The 20,135-nt window shown below is 63.7% G+C and carries 1 protein-coding gene; it reads left to right on the top strand.

The genetic code is table 11. The annotated features are described in order from the left end of the window. Positions 1-7 precede the first annotated feature (7 nt). On the top strand, positions 8-18,940 hold the full coding sequence (locus HNQ65_RS14440) for a putative Ig domain-containing protein (protein ID WP_184340285.1): 18,933 nt from the start codon (positions 8-10) through the stop codon (positions 18,938-18,940). Positions 18,941-20,135: the final 1,195 nt, after the last annotated feature.

Raw genomic sequence — 20,135 nt, 5'->3', positions numbered from 1 at the left:
GCACCCCATGAGGGAATCCGCATCACGATTGCACCACCTGACGTGCCGCCTCACAGCGGCGCGTCTGATCGTTTTCATGACCAGCGTGCTGCTGGTGGCTGCAACGACCGCCGGTGCGGCGACGGATTTTAGCGACTACTCCTTGTTTGGCAGCGCTGGCAGCACGCAGATCAGCAGCATCAAAATCGGCGCCAGCACCGACACGGAGTCTGTAATCACGGCCAACGCCACCGCCACCGGTGACGACACCACAGGCAATGATGACGAAGATGGTGTCACCCTGCCAGCCAGCATCGTGGCGGGCACCTCTGGCTCGATGACCATCAACGTGTCCAACAGCAGCGGAGCCACGGTTTTTCTCAACGTGTGGATCGACTACAATCGTAATGGCGTCCTGACAGACTCCGGCGAGCAGGTGGCCTCCAATACCACCATCGCCACCGGCACCTCCGCAGCCAACAGAACCGTCAACTTCACCGTGCCCGCGACGGCCTCCATCGGCGTGGCTGGTGTGCGTGTGCGTCTGACCTCCACCAGCAGCCCAGGCCCAACTGGCACCGTGGGAAATGGAGAGGTGGAGGACAACGTCATGACCATCGCGTGCCCCACGGTCACGCTCAGTCCCACCACGGTGACCACCCCGACCGTAGGCACTTCGTACTCTCAGACTCTGACGGCTTCGGGATCTTCCACCACTTTCAGCTATGCGGTGACTTCAGGCACGCTGCCCGCCGGTCTTTCCCTGAGCAGCGCAGGGGTGCTTTCCGGCACTCCCACCAGCAGTGCCTCCGCCACATTCACAGTCACCGCCACCGGAGCCAACACCTGCGCAGGATCTCAGGCCTACACGATCACACCCGTGTGCCCCACCATCAGCCTCAGCCCTTCCACGATCCCAGACGCCTTTGTTGGCAGCAGTTTCAGCCAGACATTCACCTCTTCAGGCGGCACCGGATCCTACAGCTACGCAGTCACCAGCGGCACACTGCCTTCAGGCCTGAGCCTCAGCTCTGCCGGTGTGCTGAGCGGAACGCCGACGACGAGCAACGGCGCTGGCACCAATGTCACGATCCAAGCCACCGACGCCAATGGCTGCAGGGGATCACAGACCTATACCGTGCAGGTTTGCCCGGTCATTACGATCAGCCCTGCCACGCTGCCGGCCACCAGCATCAACGCACCCTACACTCAAAGTGTATCAGGCTCCGGCGGAGCCACGCCATACACCTATGCCATCGCCAGTGGCAGCCTGCCTTCTGGACTCTCGCTGAATCCAAGCACAGGCCTCATCAATGGCACCGTATCCAGCACTGCCGCCGCCACATTCACCGTGAGTGCCACCGATGCCAACGGCTGTGTGGCCACTCGTAGCTACACCCTGACTCCGCCCACCACGGACTTCGGGGACTTTGCCAGCTTTGGCAGTGTCAGCAGCAACTACAACTCCAACCTCAAGCTCGGCATGGTGCTGGACACGGAGTCTGTCGCAGTCACCAACTCCACCGCCACCGGTGACGACATCACCGGTGCAGATGATGAAGATGGTGTGACCCTGCCTGCCTACGTCGTGCAGGGCACCTCAGGCAGCATGACGGTGAACGTGACCAACAACACTGGCGCCACCGCCTATCTCAACGCCTGGATCGACTACAACAACAACGGCGTGCTTACCGACAGTGGCGAACAGATCGCGGCAAACACCACCATCGCCACCGGCACCACCGCAGCAAACAGGGCCCTCTCCTTCACCGTGCCCGCCACCGCAGCCCAGGCCACCGTGGGCGTGCGTGTGCGCCTCACCTCCACCAGCAGCCCGGGTCCCACCGGCGCCAGTGGAAACGGCGAAGTGGAAGACTACGTGGTCAGCATCCTGCCCGCGACGGATTTTGGCGATGACTCAGCCTTTGGGATTGCGGGCAGCACGCTGTCCACCTCCCTCAGAATGGGCGCACAGGTGGACAGTGAATCCTCGGGGCTGGGAAATGCCGCAGCCACAGGTGACGACACCAACGGAGTGGATGACGAAGACGGTGTGACAGTGCCCACGTCAGTCGTTCAAGGTCAGACCGGGGTCACGGTCACAGTGAATCTGACCAACTCCACTGGAGCAGACGCCTACCTCAACGGCTGGATCGACTTCAACAACAACGGCGTGCTCACCGATGTCGGAGAGCAGATCGTCGTCAATGACGTGGTTGCCACCGGCACGAGCGGTGCCAGCAGGTCCTACACCTTCACCGTTCCAGCCTCGGCAGCCCCAGGTGTCATCGGTGTCAGATTCAGGCTCACATCCAGCGCCTCACCGGGAAACAGCGGCATCAGCGGCACAGGCGAGGTGGAAGACTACGCGATCACCGTGGTGCCAGGCTCTGACCGTGGGGACTTCTCAATGTTTGCAGACGCCAGCAGCTACAACACCAGCACTCTCAGCATCGGTGACCTGGAAGACACAGAAATCACAGCTGTGACCAACCTTGCCGCAACAGGAGATGACATCACCAACATCTCCGATGAAGACGGTGTGACATTGCAGGCCATCCTCGTGCAGGGCCAGGCCGGGGTGGCTGTGACGGTGAAGCTCAACAATACCAGCGGTGCACCCGCTTATCTGAACGGCTGGCTGGACTTCAACAACAACGGCTCGCTCACGGACGCAGATGATCAAGTGATCACCAACGTCGTGGTGGATGATGGCACCGTCGGCGACTATCAGACCTTTTACTTTGATGTGCCCAGCAACGCCACCCTCGGCTCGGTGGGTGCACGCTTTCGTCTGACCTCCGCCGCCTCGCCCGGCCCCACTGGCGCCAGCAGCTACGGGGAAGTGGAAGACTACACCACCACCATCGTGGCCCCCTCCTCCAATTTCCGCGACTACTTCTACACGATACGCTCCGCCGGCGGCCGCTTCTACCTGGATGAGATCTCAGTTTACAATCCCAACTCCTCATCCCCCACGGTTTCCGTCACGCCTGGTATTCTGGACCTGACCACAGCCTCTACGGGCTTCAATGCGAGCGCCACGGATGCCTACATGAACGGCCTGGCGCTGGACTGGCTGAACCGCCGCTTCTACTGGCTGGCTACTTCCACCGGCTCCAGCGGCTACAATGCAAATCTTTACACGGCTGCCTACGACAACGTGAGCAAGACGTGGAGCTACCAGTTGGTGACGGGCTCGTCTCTCTCCAACATCCCTCTGAACACCGGCTCACCGGTTTCCGGCTCCGCCAGTTCCGGGGCATTCCCGCGTGCTGCTTACTACAACGGTGCCTACTACGCCGGGGGCCAGCTCAGCAATAACGTGGCGGTCTGGAACCTCAGTGCCAACGGCCTTTCACTCAACTCCCCGGCCATCACGGACTACACTTCCTTCTTCCACACCAGCCAGACCTTCAATGGCGGTGACTTTGTGATCCGCCCTCAGGACGGACTGCTGGTGACCTCCACCGTGATCAACAGCGCCAACACACTTTTCACCCAATTCATCGACAACGGCATCAACCCATCCGGCAGCGCCGCCACCTCGGTGAATTTTGACGCCCAAATCCCCTATTCCACCAACAGCTCGGTCCAGATCGCCGGTGTGGGCGGTGTCTCCCGCCTCTACGCACTCGGTGCCACGGGGACAAACATTTACCGAATCGACAACTATGACACAAGCTCTCCTGTGGGGGTGCGAGTTGGCCCGCTGCCCACTGCCTCCTACACGGATCTTTCCGAAGGCATCTCCTCCTCCGTCACTTCCCTGGGGGTCAAAGGCATCGTTTACAATGACATCAACGGACTGAGCGACGGCATCCTCAGCGGCACAGGCACCAATGCTGGAGGCACTCTCTATGCCATGCTGGTGGATGGGTCAGGTAATCTCGTGGACTCCTTCCCAGTGAAGAGTGACGGCACCTTCATTCTCGGCGGTGCCACGGCCAACACCACTTACAGAGTCGTCCTGAGCACCTCCTACGGCAGCCTGGGATCCACCGCACCTGCCGCAGCTCTTCCCAAAGGCTGGCTCAATGCGGGCGAATTTCTCGGTTCCGGTGCGGGCAGTGACGGCACGGTGGATGGCAGGCTCACTGTGGCAGTCGGCAGCGTCGGGGTGGTCAATGCGACCTTTGGCCTCTCGCAGACCCTCAGCATCGGCGACACTGTTTGGAACGACGTGAACAACAACGGCCTGTTCGACAGCGGTGAAAGCGGCATCGGCAGCGTTACGGTCCAGCTCTGGAGCCCTGGGACAGACAACGCCATCGGCGGCACGGGCACGGCTGCCGACACACTGATCACCACCTCCACCACCGATGCCACGGGTTCCTACAGCTTTGCAGGTCTCGCCGCCGGGAGATACTTTGTGACCGTCACGCCGCCGACCTTGTACTCCTTTGTGAGCAGCACGGTCGCTGGCGACAACGGGGTGGACAATGACAACAACGGCTCGCAGCCCGGCGGCCGCGCCACGACGGTTTATAGTCCGGTCATCACCCTGGCCCAGGCCACCGAGCCCGGCAACCTCACGGCTGGATCTGGAGACAATACGGAAGACACCATCGACTTCGGCCTGCTGACGGCCTACGACTACGGTGACTACTCCTCTTTTGGCAGCGCAGGCAGTGCGCTGGTCAGCAATCTCTTCATCGGCTCGCAGACAGACGCCGAATACTCCGCCGTCACCAACACCACAGCCACAGGGGACGACATCACAGGCGTGGATGATGAAGATGGCGTCACTGTGCCAGCGGCGCTCGTGCAGGGCACCTCTGGCACGCTAAGCGTGACCATGACCAACACGAGCGGTGCATCCGCCTTCCTGAACGCCTGGGTGGACTTCAACGGCAACGGTGTCCTGACAGATTCTGGAGAGCAGGTGGCCAGCAACACGGTCATCGCCAACGGCACCAACGCCGCCACCCGCAACATCACCTTCACCGTCCCCAGTGGTGCCACCACTGGCACGGCAGGTGTACGCGTGCGCCTCACCTCCGTCAGCACGCCCGGTTCCGTCGGCACATCTGGCAACGGCGAGGTGGAGGATTACACCGTCAGCATCTGCCCCTCCATCACACTCTCTCCCACCACGGCAGCAGCAGCCGCAGTGGGCACTGCTTATTCACAGACCATCAGCGCCAATGGCGGCACTTCGCCCTACACGTACTCCGTCTCCAGCGGCACGCTGCCCGCCTGGGCCACGCTCAGCTCCGGCGGTGTGCTCAGCGGCACGCCGACCACCACCACCTCCGCCACCTTCACGGTCAGAGCCACAGATGCCCGAGGCTGCTCCGGCACCGTGAGCTACACCATCACGCCGGTTTGCTCCACCGTCACCATCGCTCAGACCTCGCTGCCGCAGGGCACCATGGGTGTGGCCTACTCCACCACTCTCACAGCAGGCGGTGGCCTGGCCCCGTATGGCTCCTGGAGCATCACCAGCGGCACGCTGCCATCCGGTCTGTCACTGGCCACGGGCACCGGCGTCATCAGCGGCACGCCCACGGCCACGGCTTCACCTGCCACCACACTCACCGTGCGTGTGGTCGATGCCAACGGCTGCCCGGGTACGCAGAACGTCACTCTGCAGATCTGCCCGGTCGTCACTCTTACTCCTGCCACGCTGTCCGCAGCCACCGTGGGCACGGCCTACTCGCAGACGATCACCGCCAGCGGCGGCACCGCTCCCTACAGCTACACGGTTTCTTCCGGCACGCTGCCCACCTGGGCCACGCTGACCTCTGCAGGCGCGCTCAGCGGCACTCCGAACAGCACCACCTCCGCCACCTTTACCGTCAGAGCGACCGATGCCAATGGCTGTGCTGGCACCCTGAGCTACACACTGGCTCCCATTTGCCCCACCATCACCATCGGCCAGTCCACGCTGCCTCAGGGCATCGTGGGCACGGCCTACTCCACCACTCTCACCGCCACCGGCGGTACTTCACCTTACTCCAGTTGGACGATCACCAGCGGCACCCTGCCCGCAGGCCTCACCCTCGCAGCCAGCACCGGCATCATCTCCGGCACGCCCACGGCCTCCGCATCTCCTTCCACCACCCTGACCGTGCGTGTGAATGACACCTATGGCTGCCAGGGCTCCAAATCCATCACGCTGCAAATCTGCCCGGTCCTGACGATCTCCCCCACCACACTGTCCACGCCCACCGTTGGCACGTCCTACTCGCAGACCCTCACCACCAGCGGCGGTGCTTCGCCCTACACCTACACCGTCACCAGTGGTGCGCTGCCCACCTGGGCCACGCTGAGCTCATCAGGCGTGCTCAGCGGCACCCCCAACAGCACCACCTCCGCCACCTTCACGGTGAAAGCAACAGATGCCAACAACTGCTCCAGCACGCTGAGCTACACCGTCATCCCAGTCTGCCCCACCATCACCATCGGCCAGTCCTCGCTGCCACAGGGCACCGTGGGCACAGCCTACTCTACAACCCTCAGCGCCACTGGCGGCACGGCACCCTACTCCAGCTGGACCATCACCAGTGGCAATCTGCCTGCAGGCCTCACACTCAATGCCAGCACCGGCGTCATCTCCGGCACGCCCACAGCCTCTGCTTCTCCTTCCACCACCATCACGGTGCGGGTGAATGACACCTACGGCTGCCAGGGCTCCAAATCCATCACGCTGCAGATCTGCCCCGTCATCACACTTTCTCCTGCCACACCTGCCGCCGGCATGGTCGGCTCTGCATACTCGCAGAGCTTCAGCGCCAATGGCGGCTCCTCGGCTTACACCTACGCTGTGGCCAGCGGCACACTGCCTGCGGGCCTCACGCTCAATTCCAGCACCGGAGTCGTCAGTGGCACGCCCACCACCCAGGTCAGCAGCAATGTGACTCTGCGCGTCACCGATGCGAATGGATGCGTCGGCACCCTGGCTGTCACCTTTGCCATCAGCTGCCCCGTCATCACCCTCACACCGGCCACGCTTTCACCCGGCATCGTGGGCACCGCCTATTCGCAGACAGTTAGTGCCAGCGGCGGCTCATCCTCCTACACCTACGCAGTCTCCAGCGGCACGCTGCCCTCCGGCCTGTCGCTCAATGCCAGCACCGGCATCATCAGCGGCACCCCCACTCTCAGCAATGGCGCAGGCTCCACCTTCACCATCAGCGCCACGGACAGCTTCAACTGCGCAGGCACCAAGAGCTACACCGTGCAGGTCTGCCCGGCCATGTCCCTTCTGCCTGCCACTCTGCCTGTCGCTACAGTGGGCACGGCATTCTCCCAGACCATCACCACCAGCAGCGGTGCATCTCCGTTCACTTACACCATCCCCAGTGGCACGCTCCCGCCATGGGCCACGCTTTCCTCCGCTGGTGTGCTCAGCGGCACTCCCACCAGCACAGCCAGCTATACTTTCACCATCAAATCCACGGACACCTACGGCTGCTCCACCACCCGCACCTACATTCTTGCGCCGGCCTGTCCCAATGTCACCATCGCGCCCACATCACTCAATGGTGGCATCGTGGGCAGCGCATACTCAGCCACACTGAGCGCCACCCCTTCGGCCACGTATTCATGGACCGTTGCTTCCGGTGCTCTGCCTGCCGGACTCTCCCTCAACTCCAGCACGGGCGTCGTCTCCGGCAGTCCCACCACGGGGGGCACGGCAAGTTTCACCGTCAGCGCAAGCACGGGTCCGGTGGCCGTGCCGCAGCTCAAATTCTCCACTTACAATCTCGACCTCAATCCGGGAGATTCCTTCAACATCCGCGATTATGTGCTGCCCAGTGACGGCTCCAGCAGCCCCATCGACTGGAGCAAGGTCAGCTTTACCTACACCAGCGCCGGAGCCAATGATCCGACCACACCGGCGGACTGGAACCTCACCAGCTTCAATGCCGGCCAGCTCGTCACCGTGACCAGCGCAGACGCAGCCGCCGGTGGCAACTCTGGCACGGGCAGGTTCCGCATCTACATCGTCCGTGCTGGGCAGTCCACTTATGACGACCACATGGAGATCCGCGTGGATCCCACCGTCACCAGCCTGGTAAACTCCGCCAAGGTTTCCCCGCCCATCCCCATGGCCTGCAGCGGTACGCGCGCCTACACCGTCAAAATCTGTCCGGTGATCACCATGACGCCGTCCACGCTGCCAAACGGCACCATCAACAGCGCCTACTCGCAGACGATCTCCGCCAGCGGTGGAGCCACCCCGTATGTCTATGCTGTTTCCAGCGGCACGCTTCCCGCAGGCCTCACGCTGAATACCAGCACCGGGGTGCTCAGCGGCACGCCCACCTCCGTCACTTCAACCACCTTCGTCATCTCCGCTACTGATGCCAACGGCTGCGCGGTGACGCAAAGCTACACCGTCGCTCCTGCACCCGATACCGACTACGGCGACTACAGCGTTTTTGGCAGCGTGGGCAGCCGCATGAACTCCACCCTGCGCCTCGGTGCCACCACCGATGCGGAAGCCACCGCCACCACCAACACCTCCGCCACGGGGGATGACATCACCGGCATCGATGACGAAGACGGTGTCGTCATCGCCTCCAGCATCACCCAGGGCGCTGCCGCATCCATGACGGTGACCATGACCAATACCAGCGGTGCCTCGGCCTATCTCAATGTGTGGATCGACTTCAATGGCAATGGACTGCTCACCGACTCCGGCGAGCAGATCGCCACCAACATTCTCGTCGCCACCGGTACCACAAACAGCCCGCGCATCGTCAGCTTCTTCACGCCGGTAAATGCCACTCTCGGCACCGTGGGTGTCCGCACGCGCCTCACCTCCACCAGCAGCCCGGGAGCCACGGGTATCAGCGGCAACGGGGAAGTGGAGGACTTCGTGACCACCATCACCGCACCGACGACGGACTTTGGCGACTTCTCGCTCTTTGCCGATGCTTCCAGCACCGGCAGCACTAACCTGCGCATCGGCGCGCTGGTGGACCTCGAAGGCACCTCCACGCTGAATGCCGCAGCCACAGGCGATGACATCACCAATCAGGACGACGAAGACGGCGTCACCTTCCCCTCCATGACCGCAGGCCAGCCGATCACGCTGCCCGTCACCGTGACCAACAACACCGGTGCCGTGGCCTACCTCAATGCGTGGATCGACTTCAACAACAACGGCGCGCTCACCGATGCTGGCGAACAGATCGCCACCAACGTGAGCGTGGCCACCGGCCTGACCAACAGCACGGTGAACGTCAGCTTCACCGTGCCCACCAATGCCGTGACTGCCGCCGCCACGATCGGCACACGTTTCCGCCTCACCAGCGTGAGCAGCCCCGGCTCCATCGGTGCCGCAGGCACGGGTGAAGTGGAAGACCACGGCGTGACCATCCTGGCCCCGCTCACCGACTTTGGCGACTTCAGCGGAGCACCCACCGTCTCCAACACCGCCAGCACCAACCTGCGCCTCGGTGCGCTGGTGGACACCGAATACGCTGCCACCACCGACGCCACCGCCACAGGTGACGACATCACCGGCGTGGATGACGAAGACGGTGTCACGCTTCCGGCCATGACCGCTGGTGCTCCGGCCACGATCCCCGTCACCGCCACCAATGCCACCGGATCTCCGGCTTATCTGAATGTCTGGATCGACTACAACAACAACGGCGTCTTCACCGATGCCGGAGAGCAGATCGCCACCAATACCGGCGTGCCCACCGGCACCAACAACGCCACGTTCAACATCAGCATCACCGTGCCGGCGGCTGCAGTCACCGGCACCAATCTGGGGGTGCGTGCGCGCATCTCCACCGATATCTCTCCAGGCTCCACGGGCGCGGGTGGTGTCGGCGAAGTGGAAGACTATGTGGTCAATATCGCCCAGCCCACCACAGACTTTGGCGACTACTCGCTCTTCACCCTGGCCAGCAGCACTGCCAGCAGTGCACTCCGCCTCGGTGCGCTGACAGACACCGAATACAACGCCACCACCAATACCACGGCCACCGGCGACGACATCACCGGCGTGGATGATGAAGATGGCGTCACGCTTCCTTCCATGATCGCGGGTGGACCGGCCGTCATCCCTGTCGTGGTCACCAACACCTCGGGCACAACCGCCTACTTCAATGCCTGGATCGACTTCAATGGCAACGGCGTGCTCACCGATCCAGGCGAGCAGATCGTGACCAATGTGACCGTGGCCACCGGCACCAGCAACAGCACGCAAAATCTAAGCATCACCGTGCCGGCCACCACCCTGACAGGTGTGAACATCGGCGTTCGCACCATGCTGACCTCCTCCGCCTCTCCGAGCAGCACCGGCTACGTGGGCACGGGCGAGATCGAAGACTACGTGGTCAACATCACCGCACCGACGACGGACTTTGGTGACTTCAGCGGCTTTGCAGACGCCTCCCAGGGCATCAGCCCCAGCCTGCAGATGGGCGCCAGCGTGGATGCCGAATACGCCTCCACCCGCAACGCCACCGCCACAGGAGATGACACCACCGGCATTGACGACGAAGACGGCGTCACCCTGCCCTCCATGACCGCAGGACAGACAGTGACGATCCCGGTGGTCATCACCAACAGCACCGGCGCGCTCGGTTACCTCAACGCCTGGATCGACTACAACAACAACGGTGTGCTCACAGACGCTGGCGAACAGATCGCCACCAACATCAACATCCCCACCGGCAGCAGCGGCACCACCTTCAACATCACCCTCACCGTGCCCACCACGGCGGTGACCGGCACCAATGTGGGCGCACGCTTCCGCCTCTCCGCCCCGACCTCTCCCGGCTCCACGGGTGCCAATGCCGCCGTGGGCGAGATCGAAGACTACGTCATCAACATCGCCGCCCCGACGCTGGACTACAGCGACTTCAACGGCTTCGGCAATGCCTCCAGCACGGCCAGCACCGCGCTGCGCATGGGCGCGCTGGTGGATGCAGAATACAACCCCACGGTGAATGCGGCGGCAACAGGTGACGACATCACCGGCAGCGATGACGAAGACGGCGTCACGATGCCTTCCCTCAGCGCAGGCGTGGCAGCCACCATCCCGGTCGTGGTGACAAACACCAGCGGTGCCTCCGCCTTCCTCAACGCCTGGATCGACTACAATAACAACGGCGTCCTGACCGACTCCGGCGAGCAGATCGCCACCAACATCATCATCGCCACCGGCACCTCCGCCGCCACCCGAAACATTGCCATCACTGTTCCCAACACCGCCACGACCGGCACCAATCTGGGCGTGCGCTTCCGTCTCACCTCCGTGTCCAGCCCCGGCCCCACAGGCACCTCCGGCACGGGCGAAGTGGAAGACTACTTGGTCAACATCGTGGGCCCCACCATCGACTACGGCGACTGGAGCGGTGCTGCGGACGCCTCCAACACGATCGTCTCCTCCCTCAAGCTCGGCTCTTTGATCGACGCCGAATTCAGCTCCACAAAAAACGCCACCGCCACCGGAGATGACATCACCTACCTGGCTGACGAAGACGGCGTGGCCCTGCCCGCGATGACCGCTGGCGGCTCCTATTCCATTCCGGTGATCGTCACAAACACCAGCGGCGCGACGGCTTATCTCAATGCGTGGATCGACTACAACAACAATGGTGTCTTCACCGACACCGGAGAGCAGATCCTCACCAATGTGAGCGTGGCCAACGGCTCCAGCGGCACCACGCTCAATCAAAACATCACCGTGCCTGCCACCGCCACCACCGGCACCAGCCTCGGCGTGCGCTTCCGTCTCACCTCCGCCATCTCTCCAGGCTCCACCGGCACAGGCGGCGGCAATGGCGAAGTGGAGGACTACGTGACCACCATCGCCGTGCCCACCACGGACTTTGGCGACTTGACCAAGTTTGGCAGCGCCTCCAGCACCATGAACAGCAACCTGCGCCTCGGTCTGCTGGAAGACACCGAATTCACCGCCACCACCAACACCACCGCCACCGGCGATGACATCACCAATCAGGCTGACGAAGACGGCGTGACTCTGCCTGTGATGACCGCAGGCGCTCCCGCCACCATCCCTGTGGTGGTGACGAACAACACGGGCTCCGCCGCTTATCTCAATGCCTGGATCGACTACAACAACAACGGCGTGCTCACCGACAGCGGCGAGCAGATCGCCACGAATGTGAGCATCCCCACCGGCAGCAGCGGCATCACGCAAAATCTCAGCATCACCATCCCTGCCAATGCACTGACAGGCACCAGCCTCGGTGTGCGTGTGCGCCTCACCTCCGTCACATCCCCCGGCTCCACGGGTGCCTCTGGCAGCGGCGAGGTGGAGGACTACGTGACCACCATCGCGGCACCGCTGCTCGATTATGGAGACCTCAGCACCATGGCGGATGCGGCTTCCACCTCTCTCAGCGGCCTGCGCCTCGGTGCGCTGATCGACACCGAGTACGTCTCCACCAAAAACGCCACCGCCACGGGCGATGACATCACCAACCTCGCTGACGAAGACGGCGTGGTCCTGCCCTCCATGATTGCAGGCGCTCCTGCCACGATCCCCGTGACCGTGACCAACACCACGGGCTCCACCGCCTATCTCAACGTCTGGATCGACTACAACAACAACGCCTCCTTTGCCGACAGCAGCGAGCAGATCGCCACGAATGTCAGCATCCCCACCGGCAGCAGCAATGCCACGCAGAACCTCAGCATCACCGTCCCGGCCAATGCCATCACGGGCTCCAATGTCGGCGTGCGTGTTCGCCTCACGGATGTGCTCACGCCCGGAGCCACCGGCAACATCGGCAATGGTGAAGTGGAAGACTACGTGACTGTGATCGCGGTGCCCACGACGGACTTTGGCGACTGGAACGGCGCTCTGGATGCCTCCAGCATCGCCAGCTCCAACCTGCGCATGGGTGCTCTGGCAGACACCGAATACGTCTCCACCCGCAACTCCACCGCCACGGGCGACGACATCACCAATCTCGCTGACGAAGACGGCGTCACTCTGGGCAGCCAGACACCCGGCACCGCCGGCAACGCCACTGTGGTGGTCACCAACAACAGCGGAGCCACCGGCTATCTCAACGCCTGGATCGACTACAACAACAACGGCTCCTTCACCGACAGCGGCGAGCAGATCGCCACCAACATCGCCATCGCCACCGGCACCAATGGAGCGGTGCAGACGGTAAACTTCATCGTGCCCATCACCGCCATCCCCGGCCAGCGTGGTGCGCGCTTCCGCCTCACCAGCACGCAGAATCCCACGCCGGTGGGCGCCAGCGGCATCGGTGAAGTGGAGGACTACATGGCCGCCATCACCTGCCTGCCCATCGCACTCTCTCCCACCACGCTGACCACGCCGACGGTTGGCACCGCCTACTCACAAAGTGTGACCGCCAGCGGCAGCCAGGGCACGCCTTACACCTACAGCATCGGCAGCGGCTCGCTGCCTGCGGGGCTCACCATGAGCAGCACGGGTGTCATCTCCGGCACGCCCACCAGCAGTGCTGCGGCCACCTTCACCGTGGTGGCTGCAGACATTTATAGCTGCACCGGCACGGCCAGCTACACCCTCACTCCGGCCTGCCCTGCCATTGTCGTTAGCCCCACCACGCTTCCCAGCGGCAGCATCAATACGGCTTACTCTCAGACGATCTCCGCCAGCGGCGGCAACGGCACCTATACCTACTCCGTGAGCAGCGGCACGCTGCCTGCGGGCCTTTCGTTGAATTCGAGCACCGGTGTGGTCTCCGGCACTCCCACCTCCAGCAACGGCGCAGGCGTCAGCGTCACCTTCAAGGCCACGGACATCTACGGCTGCTTTGGCACACGCACCGCCACCTTCATCATCTGCCCGGTCGTCACACTCACCCCTGCCACGCTGCCTGCGCCGGTGGTGGGCACGGCGTATTCACAGACGCTCGCTGGCTCCGGCGGTGCCACGCCTTACACCTTCTCACTGGCCAGCGGCACCCTGCCCACCTGGGCTACCCTGAGCAGTTCCGGAGTGCTGAGCGGTACACCGACCAGCACCACCGCCGCCACCTTCTCCGTCAAAGCCACCGATGCCAATGGCTGCTCTGGCACGCTGAGCTACACCATCACCCCCGTCTGTCCCACCATCAGCATCACTCAGTCCACGCTGCCGCAGGGCACCATCGGCACGGCCTACTCCACCACGCTGAGCGCCACCGGAGGCACCGCACCGTATGGCTCATGGACGATCACCAGCGGCACGCTGCCTGCGGGTCTGAACCTCAGTGCGGCGGGGGTCATCTCCGGCACCCCGACAGCGACCGCTTCTCCGGCCACCACCATCACCGTGCGCACCACGGATACCTACGGCTGTCAGGGCTCCAAATCCATCACGCTACAGATCTGCCCCATCGTCACGCTCGCTCCCACCACGCTCACCACACCGGTGGTCGGCACGGCCTATTCTCAGACCATCACCGCCAGCGGCGGCACGGCCCCCTACACCTACACTCTGGCCAGCGGCAGCCTTCCAGCCTGGGCCTCACTTTCTTCCGCCGGTGTCATCACTGGCACGCCGACCAGCACCACCGCCGCCACCTTCTCCGTGAAGGCCACCGATGCGAATGGCTGCGCTGGCACGCTGAGCTACACGCTCACCCCGAACTGCCCTGCCATCAGCATCACGCCAGTCACGAGCGCCCAGGGCATCGTGGGCACGGCCTACTCACAGACGCTCACCGCCAGCGGCGGCACTGCCCCCTACAGTTCATGGACCGTCACCAGCGGCACGCTGCCTGCAGGTCTGAGCCTCAGCACTGGCGGTGTGATCTCCGGCACACCCACCACCAGCAACGGCGCCGGAGTCAGCGTCACGCTTCGTGTCACGGACAACTACGGCTGCCAGGGCACGCAGGTCATCCTCATCCAGGTCTGCCCGGTCATCACAGTCAGCCCTGCCACGCTTGCCACAGCGACGGTCAGCACCGCCTACTCGCAGACCATCACCGCCACCGGCGGCGCCAGCCCCTATACCTACACGGTCTCCAGCGGCACGCTGCCCACCTGGGCCACGCTCAGCAGCAGCGGCGTGCTCAGCGGCACGCCTGACAGCCCAAACAGCGCCACCTTCACCGTGAAGGCTACAGATGCGAATGGCTGCTTTGGCACCCAGAGCTACACCCTCACACCGGTGTGCCCCACGCTCACCATTTCCCCCACCACGGCCACCACCGGCACCGTAGGCACGGCTTACTCTCAAACCCTCAGCGGCAGCGGCGGCACGGGCCCCTATGCCTCCTGGACGGTCACCAGCGGCAGTCTGCCAGCAGGGCTCAGCTTGAATGCAAGCACCGGCGTCATCTCCGGCACCCCCACGGCCTCCACGGGTGCGGCCACCAGCTTCGTCGTGCGCACCACAGATGCACGCGGCTGCCAGGTTACGGCCACTATTTCGCTGAAAATCTGCCCCGTCGTGACCCTCGCTCCCACCACGCTGGCCACGGCCACCGCTGGTGCCAGCTACTCACAGACGATCAGCGCCTCGGGTGGTGTCTCGCCCTACGTGTATGCGGTTGCCAGCGGCACTCTGCCTGCGGGCCTGACCTTCAACACCAGCACCGGCGTGCTCTCCGGCACTCCGACCGCCGTTGCCAGCGCCACCTTCACCATCAGCGCCACCGATGCCAATGGCTGCCCCGGCACCCGCAGCTACACGCTCACTCCGGCCTGCCAGACCATCACCGTCACTCCTGCCACACTGCCTGCAGCCACCGTCAACACCGCCTACTCGCAGACCGTCTCCTCCAGCGGCGGTCTTGGTACCGTGACCTACTCCATCAGCAGCGGTGCCTTGCCAGCGGGCCTCAGCCTCAACAGCACCACCGGCGTCATCTCCGGCACGCCCACCAGCACGGCGGCAGCCACCTTCACCGTGCGTGCCACGGATGGCAATGCCTGCACCGGCACCCTCAGCTACACCGTCACTCCGGCCTGCCCGGTCATCACCGTCACTCCCGCCACGCTGACCACCGGCGGCGTGGGTGTGGCCTACTCGCAGACGATGACGGCATCGGGCGGCATCGCCCCCTACGGCTCATGGACCGTCACCAGCGGCACGCTGCCTGCGGGCCTCACCCTGAATGCCAGCACGGGTGTCATCAGCGGCACGCCCACCACATCGAATGGCACCGGCGTGAATGTGACCATCCGCGCCACGGATGCGAATGGCTGCCAGGGCAGCGCCGTGGCCTCCATCAAGATCTGCCCCGTCATCACTCAGTCGCCTGCCACGCTCACCGCTCCAGTCGTTGGCACGGCCTATTCACAGACGATCAGCGGCTCTGGTGGTGTCTCGCCCTACACCTTCACCATCACCAGCGGCACGCTGCCGGCAGGCCTCACGCTGAGCAGCAGCGGCGTGCTCTCCGGCACCGCCACCAGCACCACGACGGCCACCTTCACCGTCAAAGCCACCGCCTCTGACGGCTGCTCCGGCACTGCAAACTACACCGTCACTCCGGTCTGCCCCGCGCTCTCCCTCACGCCCTCCGGAGCGCTGCCGCTCGCCTACCTGGGCACCTCCTACACGCAGACGCTCACCGCCTCAGGCGGCACCGCGCCCTACACCTACACCCTGCAGAGCGGGGACCTGCCCAGCGGCGTGCTCCTCTCCTCCACCGGCATCATCAGCGGCACACCAGCGGCCAAGGGCACCTTCCCGGTGAATGTGAAGGCCACAGACACTTACGGCTGCTCTCAGACCTTCAGCCTCAGCATCCAGGTGCTCACGCTCTCCATCGGCAACCTCGTCTTTGAAGACTCCAACAACAACGGCCTCAAGGACAGCGGCGAGCCCGGCGTGGCTGGTGCCACCGTGCAGCTCTTCACCACCGGAGATGACAACGCCATCGGCGGCACCGGCACCGCTGCAGACACGCAGGTGGGCAGCAGCCTCACCACTGACTCCACCGGCGCCTACCTCTTCAATTCCCTGCCCTCCGGCAACTACTACGTCAAAGTCACCCCGCCTGCCGACTACCTCTACACCGGCGGCACACCGGACACCGCTGATGACAATGTGGACAACAACAACGACGGCGCGCAGCCCGGCGGCGCTGGCACACCTGTCTTCAGTCCTGTCGTCAATCTCTCCGGCGGCGCTGAATCCATCACCGATGGCGACACCGACCCCAACACCAACCTGACCGTGGACTTTGGACTCTGGTCCAGCGTGACCGTGGGCAATTTCGTCTTCCTCGACATCAATGGCGACGGCCGCCGCAATGAAGGTGAAAGCCTTGGCAACATCTACGTGGAGCTCTACGCCCAGGGTGCCACCCCGGGTGTGGACACACCAGTCAGCGTGGGCAGCTCAGGCTGCAGCTGCAAAGGCCGCTACTACCTCGATGGCCTGAATCCGGGCACCTACTTCCTGCACATCCCGGCTTCCCAGTTCTCCACTGGCATGCCTCTGGAAGGCCTGCTGCCCATGTCCTCCGTCGTCGCTGGAGACGATGACGTGGGCCAGGATCTGATCTTTAACAACAGCCCCGCCACCAACGGAGCCAGCACCGCCGCCTTCACCCTCCGCCCCGGATTCTGCCCGGTAGGCACAGCGGAATCCGGCGCTGAAGGCAGCACTGATGACGCCATCGACGCCCGTGTGGATCTCACTCGCGACCTCGGCATCGTCGCACCTGCAGGCACCGGCTTCGCCGCCAGCGAGGTCATCCGCCGCTACATCGTCACCGGCGGCTTCGTCGCCAGCGTGCTGCCCGGTGCCTCCACCTTCGCCACCTGGAGCCAGGACAGCGCCATCGGCGGCCCTGCGGACGATCCGGATGAAGACGGCCTGCCCAACCTGCTGGAATACGCCCTGGGCACCGATCCCGCCAGCCCGCTGCAGCCGAACCGCTTTGCGCTCACGCACGACTCCACCGGCAGCCTCACCGCCCTGCTCACCGTGCCCTCCGCCACGCACGATGACCTCATCATCAGCCTGGAAACCCTCACCGACCTGACCCAGTCCGGCAAGGCCTCCGCCTGGAAGAAGCTCTCCATGGCCAGCACCACCACCATCAACGCCGACGGCACGCTCACCCGCGCCTATGGCACGCTGGAAAAGCTGCTCGTCTTCAAGGGCCTCGATGCCGGCTACCTCCACCTGCGCGTGGATCTCGACGCCAACCGCGATGGCGTCCCAGAAGCCACCGTGACCTCCGCCATCCAGGGCTGGGGCCGCCAGAGCTTTGCCACCGGCTCCCGCACCTTCAGCATGCCGCTGCTCAATGCCGCCTTCTTCACCGGACGCGCCGTCTCCGTGAGCGGCAGCGAGGTCATGCTCCCGGCCATCATCACCCTGCCCGCAGGCTCGCTCTACCTGGAGGCGCTCGACGGCCCGCTGGCAGGACAGCGTTTTGAAATCGATGCCACCGCCAGCTCCGGCAATACCGTGGTGCTCCTGGGCGGGCAGGATCTCAGTGGCCTGACCGGTGCACACATCTGCATCCGCCTGCACCACACCCTTTCAGTGCTTCTTCCTCCGGCCTCCTTCAGCAGCGAAGACCGCGTGCTCTTCTTTGACCCCGCTGCAGGCAACTACACCACCTGCACCAACACCAGCGGCTCCTGGATCAGCGACATCCTCAGCATGAATGCACGCCCCTTCGCCGCGCATGAAGCCGCCATGGTGCAGATCCGTGGTGCGGGCAATGTCCTCATGTTCACCGGTGAAGTCCGCCAGACCAGCCTCGCCACCGCGCTCGTGGCTGGCACCCAGCTCATCGCCCCCGGCTGGCCCGTCGTCACGCAGGCCCCCGTCAGCGGCCTGACCTCCGGCACCACTCCAGACAACGCCGACCGCCTCCGCATCTGGGACGGCGACACCACCCCGAGCGCCACCGACTACACCGGCTACTACCTCGATGGCACCACCAACCCGCCCGCGTGGAAGCCCCAGACCGCCCCGGCCCCCGACGCCAACCTCTTCCCCTTCCACGGCTACTTCCTCATCCGCACCGCCCCCGGCCTGCTGAAACAAGCGCAGCCTTGGTGAGGATGACGAAACCGCGCCCGCCGGAGCGTGAAATCATGGACATGAAATGCGCTCATTTTTGTTTCCTGTCTCCCGGCTTCGTTTCCACGCGCTTGCCGTCTCGTTTCCAAAGTCCCTGGGCAGCTGCGCCTTCGTTTCCATCTTCGTTTCCACCAGCGTCTGAAAAACCCCTTCGTTTCCCGTTTCCGCCTAGGGGGCACTTTTGGAGACACGAAGCGCGATCTTGGGCCAGGAGTGTGTCTGGCACACAGAAATCCCGCCCCCCCATGCACCTCCACCACGAGGCCCCAGGAAGCCCTACAATATATAGCCATTCGCAAAACTCATTTCCGTTTTAGCGGACTCTCGTGGCGAGAAATTCATGGGCTCCGACGGTGGCTGGCTGGGGACAGCCAGCCCTGCCTGCGCTGGGCATGCGCGCACCCGGCGCGAGGTAGGGAGGCTTGTCCTCAAGCCTCCGCCGGGTGTCTCCACCTATCCCTTTCGGAAGTCTGTTTTGCAATAGGCTATAGCCTCTGGAAAAGTTTCCGAGTTTCCACCTCTAGGGATGGAAACTTGGAAACTTTTTCAGCAGCGCACCCTGTGGCATCTGAGCGCACGAGTGATACCACGGTGCGACGAAAACGGGTCGATTTCGAAGCCACTGAAAATTCGGCTCTCAAGAAAAAACTTTGTGTTCAGCCGGAGGCTTCAAGGCAAGCCAGGCAGCCAGTGCGTGCATGCCCGCCATACGTAGGATGGGTGTGGCGACAGCCCGCCCGTCCACCAGCGTACGGCAAGCACCACGGCGTAGGAATGCGCCGATGGTCGGGCGGTTTGGCAGAGGGGCGGTCGAGCAGGCGTGTGCTCTCGATGCCAAACACACCCAACCTACGACCGGAGTGCCACGCACCCGTGCAAAGTGCCCAAGCCCGTACAGACCCGTTTTCAGCTGTTCATGGTATGAGCCAGGGCACAATGCCAACCACCACCCTCCTGGCATACCGTCAGCCAGTCATGAAGAAATCATGACATGCCCCACCCCCATGGATACCCATGCATCCATGCACGCCAGCTCTTGGTATATGATGTTATCATATAAAATACCACACACTACCCCTCTATGGCAACCAGCAAAAAGCCTGGCCCGCCAATGCCATCCAGTGCGGCCCGCCCCCTCCGCCGGATCCGTTTTCCACGGATCATCCCCCTGGCA

The sequence above is a fragment of the Prosthecobacter vanneervenii genome (assembly GCF_014203095.1).
Taxonomy (GTDB): Bacteria; Verrucomicrobiota; Verrucomicrobiia; order Verrucomicrobiales; family Verrucomicrobiaceae; genus Prosthecobacter; species Prosthecobacter vanneervenii.
The sequence above is the reverse complement of the archived record's forward strand: the minus strand, read 5'-3'. Positions and strand labels throughout refer to the sequence as shown.